Genomic DNA, 18,612 nt, shown 5'->3' on the forward strand with positions numbered 1-18,612 from the left:
AGTCACGCGGTTCGTCGCAGCAGCGTCAGGTGCATCGCGTCCGTGCCGTGCACGTGCGGCCACAGCTGGACGTCCAGACGTCCGTCGGGCAGGTCGATCTCGCCACCGGGTACGACGGCACGCACCGCGGCCTGCGCGTCGAGCGTCTCGACGGAGAGCCCGTCACGGCCCGCGGCGCGGAGCGCGTCCTTGACGACGAGCTGGGTCTCGGCCAGGTGCGGCGAGCACGTCACGTAGGCGACGACGCCACCGGGTCTCACCGCCCGGAGCGCCGACACGAGCAGCTCGCGCTGCAGGGCGCTCAGCGGTGCGAGATCGGCCGGGCTCCGGCGCCAGCGTGCCTCCGGACGCCGCCGCAGCGCACCGAGACCGGTGCACGGAGCGTCGACCATGACGCGGTCGAAGCCCGCCGGTTCCTGCGTCCCGACCTCGCGACCGTCACCCGTCCGCACGTCCTCGACCGCGTCGGCGGGGACCGCGCGCAACGACTGCTCGACGAGCTGGGTACGGTGCGGCTGCAGCTCGTTCGCGACGATCTGCGCGCCCCGCTCCCCCGCCACGGCGGCGAGCAGGGCCGCCTTGCCGCCGGGCCCGGCACACAGGTCGAGCCAGCGGTCGTCGCGACCCTCGACCGGGACGCCGGTCAGGGCCAGCGTGACCAGCTGGCTGCCCTCGTCCTGCACGCCCGACCGGCCGTCGCGCACGCTCGACAGGGCGGCCGGGTCGCCGCCGGCCAGGACGACTGCCGTGGGTGTGAGCACACCGGGAGTGGACCCCCCGGCCTCGGCGAGCACCTCCTCGACGTCGGTGAGGCCCGGTCGCGCCACCACCGTCACGTGCGGGGCGACGTTGTCGGCGACGAGCAGCTCCTCGATCTCGTCGGCCGAGCGACCGTGCCCGACGAGCGCCTCACGCAGCGCGCGGACCACCCAGAGCGGGTGGCTCTGCACGGCCGCCAGCGCGCCGAGCTCGTCGGCGTCCTGGGAGATGCGCTGCTCCCAGACGGCCAGCGACTCGCGACCGATCGCGCGCAGGACCGCGTTGACGAACTGCGAGGCACCCGTGCCGAGCTGCTCGCGGGCGAGGCCCACCGTCTCCGAGACAGCGGCGTGCGCGGGCACCCGCATGCCGAGCAGCTGGTGGGCGCCCAGCCGGAGGACGTCGAGCACGGGTGGGTCGATCTTCTCGGTCGGACGGGCGGCGGCCAGCGCGATGATCGCGTCGTAGCGCCCCTGCAGCCGCAGCGTGCCGTAGGCGAGCTCGGTGGCGAACGCCGCGTCGCGCGCGTTGATCCTGCGCTCCCGCAGCAGCGGGGGCAGGACGAGGTTCGCGTACGAGTCGGTACCCGCCACCGCGCGCAGGACGTCGTACGCGGCGGTGCGGGCTGCATCGCTGCCCTTGCGGCGCTGCGACGGCGCAGACGACGAGCGCTGGGTCCGGCCCTGCGCGCGCGCGGCCCCACGCTGGCGGCCGGTCGCGTCACGACGGTCGTCGGCGGTCATGCCGCACCCCCGAGCAGGATCGTGGCGTCGAGGCGGGCACCGCGGGCCCAGTCGGCGGCGACCATGGGCCGCTTGCCCTGCGGGGTGACGTCGCCGAGCCGGACGGCGTGCCCGCCGGTGCCCACGTGGACGTCGCGCTTGCCCGCCCGCAGCTCTCCGGGGGCCAGATCCGTGACGTCGGGCGCCTCGAGCACAGGTCCGAGACCCAGGCGTGAGCCGTCGGGCAGCGTCGTCCAGGCTCCGGGGGCCGGCGTGCAGCCACGGATCCGGCGGTCGACGGCGTGCGGCGGGTGCGTCCACCGCACGCGCGCATCCTCCGTCTCCAGCTTCGGCGCGTGGCTCACGCCGTCGGTGCTCTGCGCGACGGGGCTCAGGATCCCGTCCTCGATCGCGTCGAGCGTCTGCACCAGCAGGCCCGCGCCGGCGGTCGCCAACCGGCCGAGCAGGTCGCCGGACGTGTCGCGCGGGCGGATCGTCTCAGTGAGGAACCCGTACACGGGTCCGGTGTCGAGGCCCTGCTCGAGCCGGAACGTCGAGGCGCCCGTGACCTCGTCGCCCGCGATCAGCGCGTGCTGCACGGGAGCGGCGCCGCGCCAGGCGGGCAGCACCGAGAAGTGCAGGTTGACCCAGCCGTGCACCGGGACGTCGAGAAGCGACGGGGGGATCAGCGCTCCGTACGCCACGACCGGCGCGGCGTCGACGGCAAGCTCGGCCAGGCGGGCGCGGAAGTCGTCGTCGCGCGGCTTGTCCGGGGTGAGCACCTCCAGGCCGGCGTCGAGCGCGCGAGCCTTCACGGCGCTGACGCCGGAGGCGCGCCCGCGTCCCGACCGCGCGTCCGGGCGGGTGAGCACCGCGACCACCTCGTGGCGGGACCCCAGGAGGGCCTCGAGCGACGGCACCGCGGCCGCGGGGGTTCCGGCGAAGAGCAGTCGCATGGCCCCGATCCTAGGCGGGCGGCAGCGGTACCCCGCGCGCACGAAGGTCGGTCCGCAGCTGGTCGGCCGAGGTGAACCGCACCGCCTGGAGGCCGCACAGGGCAGCGGCGTCGACGTTCCGCGCAGCGTCGTCGGTGAAGACCGTGCGGGCGGGGTCGAGGTCGAAACGCTCGATCAGCAGCCGGAAGATGCGGGGATCCGGCTTGGCCAGGTGCACGTCCCCGGACACCAGGACCTCCTCGAGCAGGCCGATCGCGGGGGCTGCCGGGACGGCGTGGTGGAACGTCTCGGCCGACCAGTTGGTCAGGCCAAGGGTCCGGATCCCGGCGTCGAGCAGATCCCGGACGAGCTGCGCCGAGCCTGGGACCGGGCCGGCGAGCGAGTCGGCGAAGTGCTCGACGTAGACGTCGAGCGCAGGCGCGTGGTGCGGGAACCTCGCAACGAGCGAGGCGCGTGCCTCAGCCCAGGACCGTCCGGCGTCCTGGTGGTGGTTGAAGGTCGCGAAGTCGACCTCGTCGAAGAACGCGTCGACGTCCTCGCGGACCATCCGGCCGGCGTACGGCAGGTACGGGTCCCAACGGACGAGCACCTGCCCGAGGTCGAAGACGACGGCGTCGACGCTCGTCCGCGGTCCACGCTCACCTCCGCCGTCCACCCTCACCCGAGGTCCGCCGGGTCGAGCTGGACGCGGACCGTGCCACCCTCACGGCGCGCGCTGCGGACCGCCTGCGACGCGGCGAGCGAGCGGGCGAGAGCGGTGCCCCTGTTCCGCGGGACCCGGACCAGGGCACGGACCTCGGGCTCGAGGGACTCCTCCTCCCGGGCCTCGACAGGGACCGGGCCGAGGACCTCCAGCTCGGGGACGTCGAGACGGCCCACGAGCGTGTCCACGGCGTCGCGGGGACCCGTGACCGACGCGATCCGGACCGTCGGCGGCAGTGCCAGCTCCGCTCGCTCGGCCAGCTCACGCGACGCGTACCCGGCCGGGTCCCAGCGCACGAGCGCCTGGGTCACGCGCTCCTCGGCGTCCCCGACGAGCAGGACCACTCCCCCGTCCGCGGCCGAGCGGACGAGCGCCGCGGCCGTGAGCCAGCGCCGCAGCGCGTCCTCGCCGGTACGCAGCGCACCGCCTGCCGTGCTGACCGACGCGTCGAGCAGGAGCGCCGCCGCGTAGCCGCCAGCGGCCACCGGCTCGGCGCCCGGCGTCGAGACGACGACCGACGGGACGTCCGGCACGGTCGCCAGGACGCCCGCTGCGGCGCGAGCCCCCGAGACACGAACCGGGACGCCCGGGAATGCCCGGCCCAGCTCCTCGGCGGTGCGTTCCGACCCCACCCGCACGGACCGCAGCGCGGCGGAACCGCACTCGGTGCACCGCCAGTCGGTGGCCAGCCGGCCGCACCATCCGCACGTGGGTGCCGAGCTCGCGGATGTCAGGCCGAGCGGACCGTGACAGCTCCCGCACCGAGCGGACGCGCGGCACCGACCGCACGCGACCGCAGGCAGGTACCCGGCCCGCGGCACCTGGACGAGCACGGGCCCGTCCGCGAGCCTGTCACGCACCGCCCGCCAGGCCGGCGCGGGCAGACGCGCGGCCGCCGCGGGACCCTCGCGTGCCAGCTCGGCGGAGGTCAGGGCCTGGACCCGCGGCCCCCGGGCGCGCGTCGTGGCACGGTCGGCCGCGACCTCCCGTGCCCAGCCGCTCTCGACGAGCGCCTGCGCCTCGACGCTCCGGCCGTGCGCGGCGACGAGCAGCGCGCACGACTCGAGCTCGGAGCGCAGGGCGAGCACCTCGCGCACGTGCGGGTACGGCGCCCTGGGTTCGGCGTGCAGCGGGTCGCCGTCGTCCCACACCACGGCGAGACCGAGGTCGCGCACGGGTGCGAAGGCGGATGCGCGGGTGCCGACCACGACGTCGGCCTGACCCCGCAGAGCGGCGAGGAACGACCGGTAGCGCACGGCAGGACCGTCGTCGGCCGCCAGCCGGACCGCGCCGCCGGTAGCGCCCGGAGTCCAGCGCGGCACCCCGACCTCGCCGAGCGCGGCCAGGACCCGGTCGATGTCGCGCGCGTCCGGCACGACGACGAGTGCCCCTCGACCGCCGAGCAGGCATGCCGCGACGGCCTGCGCGATGGCGTCCGGCCAGCGGTCCCCCGCCGCGCCGGGCAGGGCGGACCAGACGGCTCTCGGCGCGCCCTGGGCCGTGAGGTGCTGGAGGAAGGCTGGGCCGCCTCGGTACGGAGTCCACGCGGTCGCCGAGGGCGTCGGCACCGCACGCGCCTCTGTCGGGCCCGGCACCTCCGCCTCGACGCGTGCGTGCCGTGCCGGGATCGCCAGGCGCAGGACGTCGGCGAGGGTGCCCGCCCAGCGGTCGGCCACGGCGCGCGCGAGCCGCGCCACGTCAGGCGACAGGACAGGCTCGGCGGAGACGACCTTGCGCAGCGGCGCCAGGGTTCCGTCGTGCTCGGCCTCCTCGACCCGCTCGAGCACGTACCCGTTGACGTCCTGGCCACCGAACCGGACCTTGACGCGAGTCCCAGGCACTGCCGTCTCTGCGAGCGTGGCAGGGACGACGTACTCGAAGACGCGGTCGAGGTGCGCGGGTGGCAGGTCGACGCAGACGCGCGCGACCGGCAGCAGCTCGGCGACCTCCACACCGCTGGCCGGCAGCCGCGTGCGCCGACGCGGCTGGGGCAACCCGTCGAGCATCAGCTGCTCGCCGTCCGCCGTCACGTCCACGAGCTCATCTCATCACCCGCGACCCACAGCGGGAGCGCGGGAATCCACAGGCCGGTCAGACGACCGCGGCCTGCAGGGCGGCGACGCGGTCCGTGCGCTCCCAGGTGAACTCGGGCAGCTCGCGACCGAAGTGACCGTACGCGGCCGTCTTCTGGTAGATCGGGCGCAGCAGGTCCAGGTCACGCACGATGGCGGCGGGGCGCAGGTCGAACACCTCGCGGATCGCGGCAGTCACGCGGTCGAGCGGGACCGTCTCGGTGCCGAACGTCTCGACGTACAGGCCGACGGGGTTCGCCTTGCCGATCGCGTAGGCGATCTGGACCTCGCACCGGCGGGCCAGGCCCGCGGCGACGACGTTCTTGGCCACCCAGCGCATCGCGTACGCGGCGGACCGGTCCACCTTCGACGGGTCCTTGCCCGAGAACGCGCCGCCACCGTGGCGAGCGATGCCGCCGTAGGTGTCGACGATGATCTTGCGGCCGGTCAGACCGGCGTCCCCCTGCGGTCCGCCGGTCACGAACACACCGGTCGGGTTGACGAGGAGGCGGAAGTCGGAGGTGTCGAGGTCGAGCCCGTCGAGGACGAACTCCACGACGTGCTTGGCGATCGCGGGCCGCAGCTGCGTCTCGAGCTGGATGTCGGGATCGTGCTGCGTCGAGATGACGACGGTGTCGAGCTTGACCGCACGGTCGCCGTCGTAGCCGATGGTGACCTGCGTCTTCCCGTCGGGGCGGAGCCCGGGGACGATGCCCTCCTTGCGCACGGCCGTGAGGCGCTCGGCGAGCCGGTGCGCGAGCCAGATCGGCAGCGGCAGGAGCGACGGGGTCTCGTCGGTCGCATAGCCGAACATCAGCCCCTGGTCGCCGGCGCCCTGCAGGTCGAGCGGGTCGATGTCCGAGGAGTCGTCGCGCACCTCGAGCGCCTTGTCCACGCCGGCCGCGATGTCCGGGGACTGCTGCCCGATCGAGACCGAGATGCCGCACGAGTCGCCGTCGAACCCGATGTGCGACGACGTGTAGCCGATGCCGTTCACGACCTGGCGCACGATCTGCGGGATCTCGACGTACGCGCTCGTGGTCACCTCGCCCGCGACGTGCACCAGACCAGTGGTGACCATGGTCTCGACGGCGACCCGAGCGTGCGGATCCTGTTCAAGCAGGGCGTCCAGGATCGCGTCCGAGATCTGGTCACAGACCTTGTCCGGGTGACCTTCGGTGACGGATTCCGACGTGAAGAGGCGCAGGGGTGTCTCGGTCATGGCGCACAGCGTAATGGTGAGGGTGCGCGATCCGGGCTCACGCGAGCGTGATGACCGCATCCCAGACAGCGTGCGCGACATCGTGCTTGCTCCCGGACGCCGTCGCGACGATCTCGCCGCGGCCGTCCAGGATCGTGACGTCGTTCGCGTCGGTGCCGAACCCGCGGCCGTCACCCACGGCGTTCACCACGAGGAGGTCGGCTCCCTTGCGCAGCGCCTTGGCGCGTCCGTGCTCGAGCACGGAACCCGTCACGTCGCCGGTCTCGGCCGCGAACCCGACGACCACCTGGTCCGTGCGCAGCCGGTCGTGCGCGAGCTCGGCCAGGATGTCGACCGTCTCGACGAGCTCGAGCACCGGTGCGACGCCGTCGGCGCCCTTCTTGATCTTCGTCTCGACCGCGTTCCGCGGCCGGTAGTCGGCGACCGCGGCCGCCATGACGACGACGTCGGCGTCCTTCGCTGCGGCACGGACGGCGTCGCGCAGGTCAGCACCGGTCTCGGCCGGGACCACGTCCACGCCCGGCGGCACGGGGACGCTGATGTTCGCCGCGACGAGCGTGACGCGAGCGCCGCGCTCGAGAGCGGCGCTCGCGAGGGCGACGCCCTGGCGTCCCGAGGACCGGTTGCCGAGGAAGCGCACCGGGTCGAGCGGTTCGCGCGTGCCGCCGGCGGAGATCACGACGTGCCGCCCCGCCAGGTCCTGCTCGCGGGTGGCGACGAGGGCGAGTGCCGCCGCAGCGATGTCCTCCGGCTCGGGCAGACGACCCGGGCCCGTGTCCGCACCGGTCAACCGACCGGCGGCGGGGTCGAGCACGTGCACCCCGCGGGACCGCAGCGTCGCGACGTTGGCGACTGTGGCGGGGTGCTCCCACATCTCGGTGTGCATCGCAGGCGCCAGGAGCACGGGGCACCGTGCGACTAGCAGCGTGGCGGTGAGCAGGTCGTCAGCCTGGCCGGTCGCTGCTCGGGCGAGCAGGTCGGCGGTGGCCGGCGCGACGATCACGAGCTCGGCCTGCTTGCCGACCGCGACGTGGGCGACCTGGTCGACGTCCTCGAAGACCTCGGTGGTCACGGGCTGACCCGACAGGGCCTCCCACGTGGCACGACCGACGAACTCGAGCGCCGCCCGGGTGGGCACGACACGGACGGAGTGTCCCGCCTCGCGCAGCAGCCGCAGGAGCAGCACCGACTTGTAGGCGGCGATGCCGCCGGCGACACCGAGGACGATGCGCATGGGGACAGGTCAGCCCTCGGTGGCCTCGGACGTCAGCAGGCCGGCGTCGATCTCGCGCATGGCGATCGAGAGCGGCTTCTCCTGCGGGCGGGTGTCGACCAGCGGGCCGACGTACTCGAGCAGGCCCTCGTTGAGCTGCGAGTAGTACGCGTTGATCTGACGCGCACGCTTGGCCGAGTACAGCACCAGGGCGTACTTGGAGTCAGCGCGCTCGAGCAGGCGGTCGATGGGGGGGTCGGTGATGCCGGTGGGGGCTGCGACGGTTCCGGACACGGTGATCTCCCAAGAGTACGAGGATGTTGGGGCTGCTCACGACAAGCACTGCCCCCATCCTACCTGGTCGGGATGCCCATCCCGCGGACGAGCTCGTCCGTCGCGCGGTGGACGTCGTCGTTCACGATGATCTGGTCGAACTCCTCGGCCGCCGCGAGCTCGACCCGGGCGGTCGCCAACCTGCGCTCCCGCTCCTCGGCACCCTCGGTCCCCCGCCCCACCAGCCGCCGCTCGAGCTCGTCGAACGTCGGCGGGGCGAGGAACACGAAGTGCGCGTCCGGCATGGACGCCCGCACCTGGCGGGCGCCCTGGAGGTCGATCTCGAGGAGTGCCGGCTCGCCGGCCGCGAGCCGTTCCTCGACGGGTCGCCGCGGAGTGCCGTACTTGTTCTGACTGTGCACGACCGCCCACTCCAGGAACTCCCCGTGGGCGACCATCCGGTCGAACTCGTCGCCGGACAGGAACAGGTAGTGGACCCCGTCCACCTCCCCCGGCCGCGGGGAACGGGTCGTCGCAGAGACCGAGAGCCAGACCTCGGGATAGCGGGACCGGACGTCGGCGGACACGGTCCCCTTGCCGACGGCGGTCGGTCCGGCGAGAACGGTCAGCCGGGCGGGCGTCGTCGTCATGGGTGGTGCAGCACTCCTCGGGCGATGTGGTGGGCCGTGAACGGAGCCTCAGGACGAGAGCAGCGCCGCAGGACCCGGTTCGTCACCCGAATCGGTCGACGAGAGCCTTCACCTGGTGCGGCCCGAGGCCACGGACGCGCCGCGTCTCGGAGATTCCGATCTCGGAGATGATCGCACGAGCCTTGACCTTGCCGACGCCAGGCAGCGACTCCAGGAGCGCGAGCACCTTGAGCTTGCCGATCGTCTCGTCCGCCTGGCCCTGCGCGATCACCTCGGAGAGCGTGCCCTGGGAGTACTTCAGGCGATTCTTGACCTCGGCGCGGGCCTGCCGCGCCGCAGCTGCCTTCTGGAGTGCTGCCGCTCGTTGTTCGGGAGTCAGCGGGGGGAGAGCCACGCGCGTCACCTTCTCGTCCTTGGGCCGGCGATCCTGCACGTCATGGACGCGGGACCATTGAGACGAAACTAGCGAGCGACCAGGTGAACGGCAACGCGGGGGGGTCGATCGGCGTCAGCTCTTCGGGTCGCGGTACCTACCGGGCGTAGCGTGAGGACGTCGGATGGCGTCCGCGGATCGAGGAGCGCGCGATGGGGGGCGGGACCGAGCTCGAGCGAGCGCAGGAGGCCGTCGTCGCCGGGGCGTGGCAGGAGGCGTACTCCGGTTTCGCGCGAGCGGCCACGGAGGTCCAGCTCGATGCTCGCGATCTTCTCGCATGGTCGTCCGCAGCCCTCCTGAGCTGGCACGACGATGAGGGGTGCGACCTCCTGGCGAACGCCTTCGACGCAGTACCGGAACCCGGACCAGGTGCCCGCCGGGCGGGTGCTGGTGGTGGGCGCGTCGCACGGGCGTCCGCGACGCCGCCCCGAGTTCGACGACGGCTCCGTCTGCGACGCTCGGTGCGTCGTCTGGGCAACGGGCTTCCGCGACGACTACCGCTGGGTCGAGCCCGCGCCGCTCGGCGACGACGGCTACCCCGTCACCGACCGTGGGGTCACGTCCGTACCGGGGCTGTACTTCATGGGTCTGCCGTTCCGGTACGCGTTCTCGTCGGCCATGGTGCTCGGCGTCAGCAGGGACGCGGCATACGTGGCACGACACATCGCCGCAGCGAGCCGTGCCGCGGACCGAGTCCCGGCGCTCGCCTGAGTCAGTCGCGCAGCGCCGCGCCGGCCTCGTCGGACGCGGCGCGGGCGGCCGCCCGAAGCGCGCTGACCGACGGACCAGCTGCGAGCACGCCGCGCGACGACGACGCGAGCACCTGACGGCGCGCCGCACCGAACACGCGTGCCAGCTCGCGCGGACCTGCACCCTGCGCGCCCACCCCGGGTGCGAGCAACGGTCCGTTGACGGCGGCCAGGTCGACGCCGGTGCGCTCGGCCGCGTCACCGACGGTCGCCCCGACGACCAGGCCGATGGAGCCGAGCGGGCTGGCGTCCGCGTTCAGCGCCGCCGCACGCGACGCCACGAGCGCAGCGATGCTCTGGCCGTCCGACGTGCGTGCGTGCTGCACCTCGTGCCCCTCCTTGTTGGAGGTCAGGCACAGGACGAACAGGCCGCGTCCCGTCGCGAGCGCGAGGTCCACGGCCGGGTCCAGCGACCCGAACCCGAGGTACGGCGACACCGTGAGTGCGTCACCGGCGAGCGGCGACCCGTCCCGCAGGAACGCGTCGGCGTACGCCGCCATCGTCGATCCGATGTCTCCGCGCTTGGCGTCGACGATCACGAGCGTGCCCGCGTCCCGACCGGCCGCGACGACCTCCTCGAGGACCGCGACTCCCCGCGAGCCGTGCCGCTCGAAGAACGCCGCCTGGGGCTTCACGGCTGCCACACGGCCGCCGACGCCCTCCAGGACCGTGAGCGCGAAACGGCGCAGCCCGTCGACGTCGTCGGAGAGCCCCCACTCCTCCAGCAGGCTGGGGTGCGGGTCGATGCCGACGCAGAGCGGTCCGTGCTCGTCCATCGCGGCCGCGAGCCGCTGCCCGAACGTCACGCTCCGACCGCCGCGCTCGCTGCGGCACGAGCAGCGATGCGCGCCTCGCGACGCACGAGCGCCGCCGCGTCGTGCTCCTGCAGGCTCGTCACCTGGAAGGGTCCGGCCTGGGCCGCCTCGATGGCCTGGACGGCCGCGCCGAGCTGCTGCACGGTCGTGACCATCGCCTTGTCGGCCGCCGTCGTGGCCGCGCGGATCTCGTAGCCGTCGGCCCGGGCGCCCTGACCCGACGGGGTGTTCACCACGATGTCGACGTCGCCCGCCGTGATGAGGTCGACGATCGTCGGCTCGCCGTCGCTCCCCCGACCCGAGGAGTACTTGCGCACGACCCTCGACTCGATCCCGCTGCGGTGCAGGACCGCCGCGGTGCCCTCGGTCGCGAGGATCTCGAACCCGAGCTCGGCCAGGCGCTTGACCGGGAAGACGATCGAGCGCTTGTCGCGGTCCGCCACCGAGATGAACGCGCGCCCGCCGCTGGGCAGCCCACCGAAGGCGGCTTCCTGCGACTTCGCGAACGCGGTCGGGAAGTCCACGTCCAGCCCCATGACCTCACCCGTGGAACGCATCTCCGGGCCGAGGACGGTGTCGACGACGACGCCCTCCTTGGTGCGGAACCGCTTGAACGGGAGCACGGCCTCCTTGACCGCCACCGGCGAGCCGAGGTCCAGGACGCTCGCGTCGTCGACCGGCAGGATGCCGCGGGCGCGCAGGTCCGCGATCGAGTAGCCCGCCATGACGAGCGCCGCGGCCTTGGCCAGGGAGACACCGGTCGCCTTGGAGACGAACGGCACCGTGCGCGACGCCCGCGGGTTGGCCTCCAGGACGTAGAGAACGTCCGACACCAGCGCGAACTGGATGTTGAGCAGGCCGTGCACGCCGACGCCACGGGCGATCGCCTCGGTGGAGAGGCGGATGCGCTCGAGCTCGCTCTTGGAGAGCGTGACGGGCGGGAGCGTGCAGGCCGAGTCGCCGGAGTGGATGCCGGCCTCCTCGATGTGCTCCATGACGCCGCCGAGGAACATCTCGGTGCCGTCGAACAGCGCGTCGACGTCGATCTCGATGGCGTCGTCGAGGAAGCGGTCGATGAGCAGCGGCGGCAGCGTGCCGGCGCGCCCTCCGTCGGCCGCGTTGTCGAGCGCGCGCTTCACGTACTCGTCGAGCTGGGGCTCGCTGTAGACGATCTCCATGCCGCGCCCGCCGAGGACGTACGACGGACGCACCAGGACGGGGAACCCGATCCGGCGGGCCGTGTCGCGCGCGCCGGCCAGCGTCGTGGCGGTGCCGAACGCGGGAGCGGGCAGCCCTGCGGCTTCGAGCACCTTGCCGAACTCTCCACGGTCCTCGGCGGCGTCGATCGCGGCCGGGGACGTGCCGAGGATGGGCAGCCCGGCGTCCGCGAGCCGCTGTGCGAGCGAGAGCGGCGTCTGGCCGCCGAGCGTCACGATCAGACCCTCGACGGGACCCGCCGCGAGCTCCGCGTGGTAGACCTCGAGCACGTCCTCGAACGTCAGCGGCTCGAAGTACAGCCGGTCGGACGTGTCGTAGTCGGTGGACACGGTCTCGGGGTTGCAGTTGACCATCACGGTCTCGAACTCGCCCTTGAGCGCGAGCGCGGCGTGCACGCAGGAGTAGTCGAACTCGATGCCCTGGCCGATGCGGTTGGGGCCCGAGCCGAGGATGAGGATCGCGGGCCGCGTGCGCGGTGCGACCTCGGTCTCCTCGTCGTAGGACGAGTAGTGGTACGGCGTCGAGGCGGCGAACTCGGCCGCGCAGGTGTCCACCGTCTTGAACACCGGCCGGAGGCCGACCGCGTGCCGGGCGCCCCGCACGGCGTCCTCGGACGTGCGACGCAGCGACGCGATCTGCACGTCCGAGAGACCGTGCCGCTTCGCGTGCAGGAGCACCGACCGCGTGAGCGCGGGGGCCGCGGCGGTCTCGGCGGCGACCTCGTTGATGAGCTGGATCTGGTCGATGTACCAGGGGTCGATGCCCGTGAGCTCGAAGACCTGCTCGAGCGACACCCCGGCGCGCAGGACCTGCTGGACGTCGACGAGGCGGTGCTCGGTCGGACGGCTGATCGTCGCGATCAGCGCGTCGAGGGCCTCACCCGTCAGGGCGTCGCCTGCCCAGTGGAACACCGAGCCCTTCTTGTCGAGCGAACGCATCGCCTTGCCGAGCGCCTCGGAGAAGTTGCGGCCCATCGCCATGGCCTCGCCGACGGACTTCATGGTCGTCGTGAGGGTGTCGTCGGCGGCGGGGAACTTCTCGAAGGCGAACCGCGGGACCTTGACGACGACATAGTCGAGCGTCGGCTCGAAAGACGCCGGCGTCGAGCCGCCCGTGATGTCGTTGGGGATCTCGTCGAGCGTGTAGCCGACCGCGAGCTTCGCGGCGATCTTGGCGATCGGGAACCCCGTCGCCTTCGAGGCCAGCGCGGACGACCGCGACACGCGGGGGTTCATCTCGATCACGACGACGCGGCCCGTCGAGGGCTCGATCGCGAACTGGATGTTGCAGCCGCCGGTGTCGACGCCGACCTCGCGGATGACCGCGATGCCGATGTCGCGCAGGCGCTGGTACTCGCGGTCGGTGAGCGTCAGAGCCGGGGCGACGGTGACCGAGTCGCCTGTGTGCACGCCGACCGGGTCGACGTTCTCGATCGAGCAGACCACCACGACGTTGTCGTGCTTGTCCCGCATGAGCTCGAGCTCGTACTCCTTCCAGCCGAGGATCGACTCCTCCAGGAGCACCTCGGTGGTCGGCGAGTAGTGCAGGCCCTGGCCGACGATGCGCCGCAGGTCCGTCTCGTCGTACGCGATGCCCGAACCGAGGCCGCCCATGGTGAACGAGGGACGCACGACGACCGGGTAGCCCAGGTCCTCGACCGCGGCGAGCGCGTCGTCGAGGGTGTGCACGATCGCGGAACGCGCGCTCTCGGCGCCGCAGACCGCGACGACCTCCTTGAACTGCTCGCGGTCCTCACCCTTCTGGATGGAGGCGATGTTGGCGCCGATGAGCTCGACGTCGTACTGGGCCAGCACTCCCGCCTCGTCCAGGGCTATCGCGGCGTTGAGGGCCGTCTGGCCGCCCAGCGTCGGGAGGATCGCGTCGGGGCGCTCCTTGGCGATGATCGTGGTGAGGACCTCGGTGGTGATCGGCTCGACGTACGTGGCGTCGGCGAACTCCGGGTCCGTCATGATCGTGGCCGGGTTGGAGTTGACCAGGATGACTCGCAGGCCCTCCTCCTTGAGCACGCGGCAGGCCTGCGTGCCCGAGTAGTCGAACTCGCACGCCTGGCCGATGACGATCGGGCCGGACCCGATGACGAGGACGCTGCTGATGTCTGTGCGCCGGGGCATCAGGCGGCACCCTTCTGGTCAGAGTTCATGAGGTCGACGAAGCGGTCGAAGAGATAGGCGGCGTCGTGCGGGCCCGCCGCGGCCTCCGGGTGGTACTGCACCGAGAAGGCGGGCAGGTCGAGTGCCTGCAGGCCCTCGACGACGTCGTCGTTCAGGTCGATGTGGCTCACCAGGACGCGGCCGTAACGACCGCCGTCGTGCGGCGCGACGGACTCCCCGTCGAGCGGGGCGTCCACCGCGAACCCGTGGTTGTGCGCCGTGATCTCGACCTTGCCGGTCGTGCGGTCCATGACCGGCTGGTTCACACCGCGGTGGCCGTAGCCGAGCTTGTAGGTGCCGTAGCCGAGCGCCCGCCCGAGGATCTGGTTGCCGTAGCAGATCCCGAAGAACGGGATCCGGTGGTCGAGCACCTCGCGCAGCAGCTCGACCTCGTGCGTCGCCGCACCCGGGTCGCCGGGCCCGTTGGAGAAGAAGACGCCGTCGGGCTGGGTCGCCAGGACGTCCTCGAAGGTCGAGCTAGACGGCAGGACGTGCACGCGCACGCCACGCTCGGCCAGACGCTGCGGCGTCATCGCCTTGATCCCCAGGTCGACCGCGGCCACCGTCGCGACCGGCGTCTCGAGCGGCGAGCCGTCCGGGCCGAGCGCCTCGACGACGTACGCGACGTCCGTCGAGACCTCCCCCGCCAGGTCGGCGCCGGCCATCGCCGGGGTTGCCAGCACCTCGGCGAGCAGCTCGTGCTCGGGCCGCTGCTCGCCGTCCGCACCGGTCAGTGCCGCACCGGAGAAGATGCCCGCCCGCATCACACCGCGCTCGCGCAGGTGCCGGGTCAGGGCGCGCGTGTCGATCTCGCTGATCCCCACGATCTCCTGGGCGACGAGGTCGTCGTCGAGCGTGCGCTGGGCGCGCCAGTTCGACGCGCGGCGCGCGGGGTCGCGCACGACGTAGCCGGCCACCCAGATCCGGGTGGACTCGGGGTCCTCGTCGTTCACGCCGGTGTTCCCGACGTGCGGGGCCGTCATCACGACGATCTGACGGTGGTACGACGGGTCGGTCAACGTCTCCTGGTAGCCGGTCATCCCGGTGTTGAAGACGATCTCGCCGAGAGTCGACCCCTCGGCGCCGTACGGGCGCCCGGTGAAGGTGCGGCCGTCCTCGAGCACGAGCACTGCCTGTTCACGAGCTGAGCCGGTCATGAGTTCTCCTCCTGCACGGGCGACGAGGCCCCGGGGGTCGGATGGATGAGGGGGACGATCGCGTCGACGAGGAGCTCGCGGTCGGCTGCGTGGTGCGGTCGCAGCCCGGTGTCGAGTCCTCGCGGGTCGTCGGGGCTGCCCTGCCAGGTGATCACCACGAGGCCGTCTCCCCCGACGACCTTGCCGGCGATACCGGGTCCGGTGGCCGCGCCACGGAGCGCCTCGGTCGGTACGAACAGGTCGGGCGCGCCTGTACGGGTGACGCGGACGCCGGCCGCGAACACGTCCACGGTCGCCGGGCTGCGCACGCCGAGGCCCTGGGCCGTGACCCGGTCGAGCCAGTCCCCCGCCCTCGTGGTCGAGACGTAGACGGCCCCGACGGGACCGAGCTGCTGCGCGCCGAGCTCGGTCGGCATCGGCGGCAGGGCCTCGATGAACGCCGCCGTGCGTCGGGACCGAGCCTTCCAGCCGGCCCGCATGCCGAAGAACGCGAGCAGCACGACGAGCACGAGGACGACGGTCGAGAACGTCTGACGGGTCAAGAGCGCACCACCACGGTCTCGTCGCAGGCCGAACCGTCCATGACGGTCGCGCGACCGCGCAGCCAGGTCGCGATGACGCAGCCCGACAGCTCGCGACCGCGGAACGGTGAGTTCGTGCTCATCGTGGCCTGCTCCTCGGGCACGACGACGCGTCGGATGCCCGGGTCGACGAGCACGAGGTTGGCCGGCTCGCCCACGGCGATCGGGCGGCCGTGGCCGGTGACCCGGCCGATCTGGGCGGGCGCCGTCGACATGACACGGGCGACGTCCGCCCACGTCAGCCGGCCGGTGTCGACCATCGTCTCCTGCACGACCGAGAGCGCGGTCTCCAGACCGGTCATGCCGAACGCCGCGGCGCCCCACTCGCAGTCCTTGTCCTCGCGCGTGTGCGGCGCGTGGTCCGTCGCGACGATGTCGATCGTGCCGTCGGCCAGCCCCTCGCGCACCGCCTCGACGTCGCGCTGCGTGCGCAGCGGCGGGTTGACCTTGAACACGGGGTCGTAGCCGCGCGCGAGCTCGTCCGTGAGGATCAGGTGGTGCGGCGTGACCTCGGCGGTCACGTCGATGCCGCGCGACTTGGCCCAGCGGATGATCTCCACCGAGCCGGCTGTGGACAGGTGGCAGACGTGCAGGCGGGACCCGACGTGCTCGGCGAGGAGCACGTCGCGCGCGATGATCGCCTCCTCCGCGACCGCGGGCCAGCCCGGCAGGCCGAGCTCGGCGGACACGACACCCTCGTGCATCTGGGCGCCCTCGGTCAGCCGCGGCTCCTGCGCGTGCTGGGCGATGACGCCGTCGAACGCCTTGACGTACTCGAGCGCGCGGCGCATCAGGACCGGGTCGTGCACGCACTTGCCGTCGTCGGAGAACACCCGGACCGCGGCGGCCGACTCGGCCATCGCGCCCAGCTCGGCCAGACGCTCACCCTCGAGCCCCACGGTCACGGCGCCGACCGGGCGGACGTCCACCCAGCCCGCGTCCCGACCGAGCCGCCAGACCTGCTCGACGACGCCCGCGGTGTCCTGCGTCGGCGACGTGTTCGCCATCGCGTGCACGGCGGTGAACCCGCCCATGGCTGCCGCACGGGTGCCGCTGCGGACCGTCTCGGCGTCCTCCCGACCCGGCTCGCGCAGGTGCGTGTGCAGGTCGACCAACCCGGGCAGCAGGACAAGACCCTTGCCGTCGATGATGACCGGGTCCGGACCGGCCTGAGCCTGTGCGTCCGCACCGATCGCCGCGATCACGCCCTCGGCGAGCAGCACGTCGGTCGTGCCGTCACCCAAGGGGCTGACGTCACGCAGCAGGTACGTCCTCACGCGTTCACCTTCGTCTCGTCGTTCGTCGTGCGTGCCGGTGCAGGCGGCGCCGTGGTGTCGCCACCCGCCAGCAGCAGGTAGAGGACCGCCATCCGCACGGCTACCCCGTTGGCCACCTGCTCGACGATCACCGCGCGAGGCGAGTCGGCCGCGTCGGCGGAGATCTCCAGGCCGCGGTTCATCGGCCCGGGGTGCAGGACGATCGCGTGGTCGGACAGGGCGGCCAGCCGCCGGGCGTCGAGGCCGTACCGGCGGGTGTACTCGAGCGGGCTCGGGAAGAACCCGCCTCCGGCGCTCGACATCCGCTCGCGCTGCACGCGCAGCATCATCACCGCGTCGGGCTTGTCGTCGGCGATCACCTCGTCGAGGTGGTACGAGACCTTGGCGGGCCACGCTCCGACGCCGACCGGCACGAGCGTGGGGGGCGCGACGAGCGTGACCTCGGCACCGAGCGTGTGCAGCAGGTGGACGTTGGAACGCGCCACCCGGCTGTGCAGCACGTCGCCCACGATCGCGACCCGCAGACCCGACAGGTCGCGCCCCGTGACGTCGCCGGGACCCGTCAGGTGCCGGCGCAACGTGTACGCGTCGAGCAGCGCCTGCGTGGGGTGCTGGTGCATCCCGTCGCCCGCGTTGATCACCGCGCCGTGCGTCCAGCCGCTCGTGGCGAGCGTGTGAGGTGCGCCCGACGCGTGGTGCCGGATGACGACGGCGTCGGCACCCATGGCCTGCAGGGTCAGCGCGGTGTCCTTGAGGGACTCCCCCTTGGACACGCTCGACCCCTTGGCCGAGAAGTTGATGACGTCGGCCGACAGGCGCTTGGCGGCGGTCTCGAACGAGATGCGGGTCCGCGTGGAGTCCTCGAAGAACAGGTTCACCACGGTGCGGCCGCGCAGCGTGGGCAGCTTCTTGATCTCCCGACCCTGCGTCGCGGCCATGGACCCGGCCGTGTCGAGGATCCGGACCGCGTCCTCCAGGCTCAGGTCGGCGGTGGACAGCAGGTGCTTCATCGCACCCCTCCTTCGATCAGCACGGCATCGCGACCGTCGCACTCCTCCAGCAGGACACGCACCCGTTCCGTGGTCGAGGTCGGCAGGTTCTTGCCGACGTAGTCCGCGCGGATCGGCAGCTCACGGTGACCACGGTCGACCAGGGCCGCGAGCTGGACCGCGCGCGGCCGCCCGAGGTCGCTGATCGCGTCGAGCGCCGCACGGATGGTGCGGCCGGAGTAGAGGACGTCGTCGACGAGGACCACGACCTTGCCGTCCAGCCCGCCGCCCGGGATGTCGGTCTCGCCGATCGTGCGCGTGGGGTGGTGCTGCAGGTCGTCGCGGTACATCGTCACGTCGAGGCTGCCGACGAGGCGCGCGGCATCGAGCCCGGGCTCGACCGCCTCCAGGCGCTCGGCCAGTCGACGCGCGAGGGGCAGACCACGCGTGGGGATGCCGAGCAGGACGACGTCGGCGCCACCCTTGTTGCGTTCGAGGATCTCGTGCGCGATGCGCGTCAGCGCCCGGGCGATCTCCGGGGCGCCGAGGACCAGGTTGCCGGCGTCATCGTCGGTGGTGGTCTCAGGCTTCTCAGCGGGCACAGCAGGGCACATGCAGCTCTCCTTCCCCGCCTCACAGGACGGGTCTTAAA

The 18,612-nt window shown here is 72.7% G+C and carries 17 protein-coding genes; 1 reads left to right on the top strand and 16 read right to left on the bottom strand.

All coding sequences use genetic code 11. The annotated features are described in order from the left end of the window. Positions 1-2: 2 nt before the first annotated feature. The 9 genes from AC1DPN_RS10710 to mihF form a co-directional block, all read right to left on the bottom strand. Positions 3-1,502 carry an RsmB/NOP family class I SAM-dependent RNA methyltransferase gene (locus AC1DPN_RS10710; RefSeq protein WP_477084730.1) on the bottom strand — a complete coding sequence of 500 codons (1,500 nt, stop codon included), beginning with the start codon at positions 1,500-1,502 and terminating at the stop codon, positions 3-5. Continuing rightward, positions 1,499-2,437, bottom strand: coding sequence for a methionyl-tRNA formyltransferase (locus tag AC1DPN_RS10715; RefSeq protein WP_477084731.1), 939 nt, complete (start codon positions 2,435-2,437; stop codon positions 1,499-1,501). Before AC1DPN_RS10715 ends, AC1DPN_RS10710 begins: the two co-directional genes overlap by 4 nt. Positions 2,438-2,447: 10 nt before the next feature. After that, a complete protein-coding gene (locus AC1DPN_RS10720; protein WP_477084732.1) occupies positions 2,448-3,098 on the bottom strand; it encodes an HAD family hydrolase in 651 nt (216 codons plus the stop codon). After that, entirely contained in the window at positions 3,095-5,146 is a 2,052-nt protein-coding gene (locus AC1DPN_RS10725; protein ID WP_477085196.1) for a primosomal protein N', read from the bottom strand. The genes AC1DPN_RS10720 and AC1DPN_RS10725 overlap by 4 nt, the downstream gene beginning before the upstream one ends. A gap of 85 nt (positions 5,147-5,231) precedes the next feature. Further along, positions 5,232-6,434: a methionine adenosyltransferase gene (gene metK / locus AC1DPN_RS10730; protein WP_477084733.1), complete on the bottom strand. Its 1,203-nt coding sequence runs from the start codon at positions 6,432-6,434 to the stop codon at positions 5,232-5,234. A 37-nt stretch (positions 6,435-6,471) separates the two neighbouring features. Next, the gene (coaBC, locus tag AC1DPN_RS10735) at positions 6,472-7,668 is read right to left on the bottom strand and encodes a bifunctional phosphopantothenoylcysteine decarboxylase/phosphopantothenate--cysteine ligase CoaBC (RefSeq protein WP_477084734.1); all 1,197 of its coding nucleotides are present in this window, start codon (positions 7,666-7,668) and stop codon (positions 6,472-6,474) included. 9 nt (positions 7,669-7,677) lie between these two features. Continuing rightward, complete coding sequence (gene rpoZ / locus AC1DPN_RS10740; RefSeq protein ID WP_028046344.1) at positions 7,678-7,941, bottom strand: DNA-directed RNA polymerase subunit omega; 264 nt, start codon at positions 7,939-7,941, stop codon at positions 7,678-7,680. 59 nt (positions 7,942-8,000) lie between these two features. Next, complete coding sequence (gene gmk, locus AC1DPN_RS10745; protein WP_477084735.1) at positions 8,001-8,570, bottom strand: guanylate kinase; 570 nt, start codon at positions 8,568-8,570, stop codon at positions 8,001-8,003. A gap of 82 nt (positions 8,571-8,652) precedes the next feature. Continuing rightward, positions 8,653-8,964 carry an integration host factor, actinobacterial type gene (gene mihF / locus AC1DPN_RS10750; protein WP_028046342.1) on the bottom strand — a complete coding sequence of 104 codons (312 nt, stop codon included), beginning with the start codon at positions 8,962-8,964 and terminating at the stop codon, positions 8,653-8,655. A 351-nt stretch (positions 8,965-9,315) separates the two neighbouring features. On the opposite strand from mihF, the gene AC1DPN_RS10755 reads away from it, so the two are divergent. Beyond that, positions 9,316-9,714, top strand: a complete 399-nt coding sequence (locus tag AC1DPN_RS10755) for a hypothetical protein (RefSeq protein ID WP_477084736.1) — start codon at positions 9,316-9,318, stop codon at positions 9,712-9,714. Between the two features lies 1 nt (position 9,715). On the opposite strand, the gene pyrF is transcribed toward AC1DPN_RS10755, so the two are convergent. Genes pyrF through pyrR form a run of 7 tightly spaced genes read right to left on the bottom strand, consistent with a single transcriptional unit; the run spans position 9,716 to position 18,574 of the window. Continuing rightward, positions 9,716-10,558 carry an orotidine-5'-phosphate decarboxylase gene (gene pyrF, locus AC1DPN_RS10760; RefSeq protein WP_477084737.1) on the bottom strand — a complete coding sequence of 281 codons (843 nt, stop codon included), beginning with the start codon at positions 10,556-10,558 and terminating at the stop codon, positions 9,716-9,718. Next, on the bottom strand, positions 10,555-13,917 hold the full coding sequence (gene carB / locus AC1DPN_RS10765) for a carbamoyl-phosphate synthase large subunit (protein ID WP_477084738.1): 3,363 nt from the start codon (positions 13,915-13,917) through the stop codon (positions 10,555-10,557). The genes pyrF and carB overlap by 4 nt, the downstream gene beginning before the upstream one ends. Continuing rightward, complete coding sequence (gene carA / locus AC1DPN_RS10770; RefSeq protein ID WP_477084739.1) at positions 13,917-15,113, bottom strand: glutamine-hydrolyzing carbamoyl-phosphate synthase small subunit; 1,197 nt, start codon at positions 15,111-15,113, stop codon at positions 13,917-13,919. Before carA ends, carB begins: the two co-directional genes overlap by 1 nt. Continuing rightward, the gene (locus AC1DPN_RS10775; protein WP_477084740.1) at positions 15,110-15,655 is read right to left on the bottom strand and encodes a PH-like domain-containing protein; all 546 of its coding nucleotides are present in this window, start codon (positions 15,653-15,655) and stop codon (positions 15,110-15,112) included. The genes carA and AC1DPN_RS10775 overlap by 4 nt, the downstream gene beginning before the upstream one ends. Beyond that, the gene (locus AC1DPN_RS10780; protein WP_477084741.1) at positions 15,652-16,971 is read right to left on the bottom strand and encodes a dihydroorotase; all 1,320 of its coding nucleotides are present in this window, start codon (positions 16,969-16,971) and stop codon (positions 15,652-15,654) included. The genes AC1DPN_RS10775 and AC1DPN_RS10780 overlap by 4 nt, the downstream gene beginning before the upstream one ends. Next, positions 16,968-17,981 (bottom strand): aspartate carbamoyltransferase catalytic subunit, encoded by a 1,014-nt coding sequence (locus tag AC1DPN_RS10785; RefSeq protein WP_477084742.1) that lies wholly within the window; start codon positions 17,979-17,981, stop codon positions 16,968-16,970. The genes AC1DPN_RS10780 and AC1DPN_RS10785 overlap by 4 nt, the downstream gene beginning before the upstream one ends. Beyond that, complete coding sequence (pyrR, locus tag AC1DPN_RS10790) at positions 17,978-18,574, bottom strand: bifunctional pyr operon transcriptional regulator/uracil phosphoribosyltransferase PyrR (RefSeq protein WP_477084743.1); 597 nt, start codon at positions 18,572-18,574, stop codon at positions 17,978-17,980. The genes AC1DPN_RS10785 and pyrR overlap by 4 nt, the downstream gene beginning before the upstream one ends. Positions 18,575-18,612 lie beyond the last annotated feature (38 nt).

The organism is Cellulomonas sp. P4_H4, assembly GCF_056400865.1.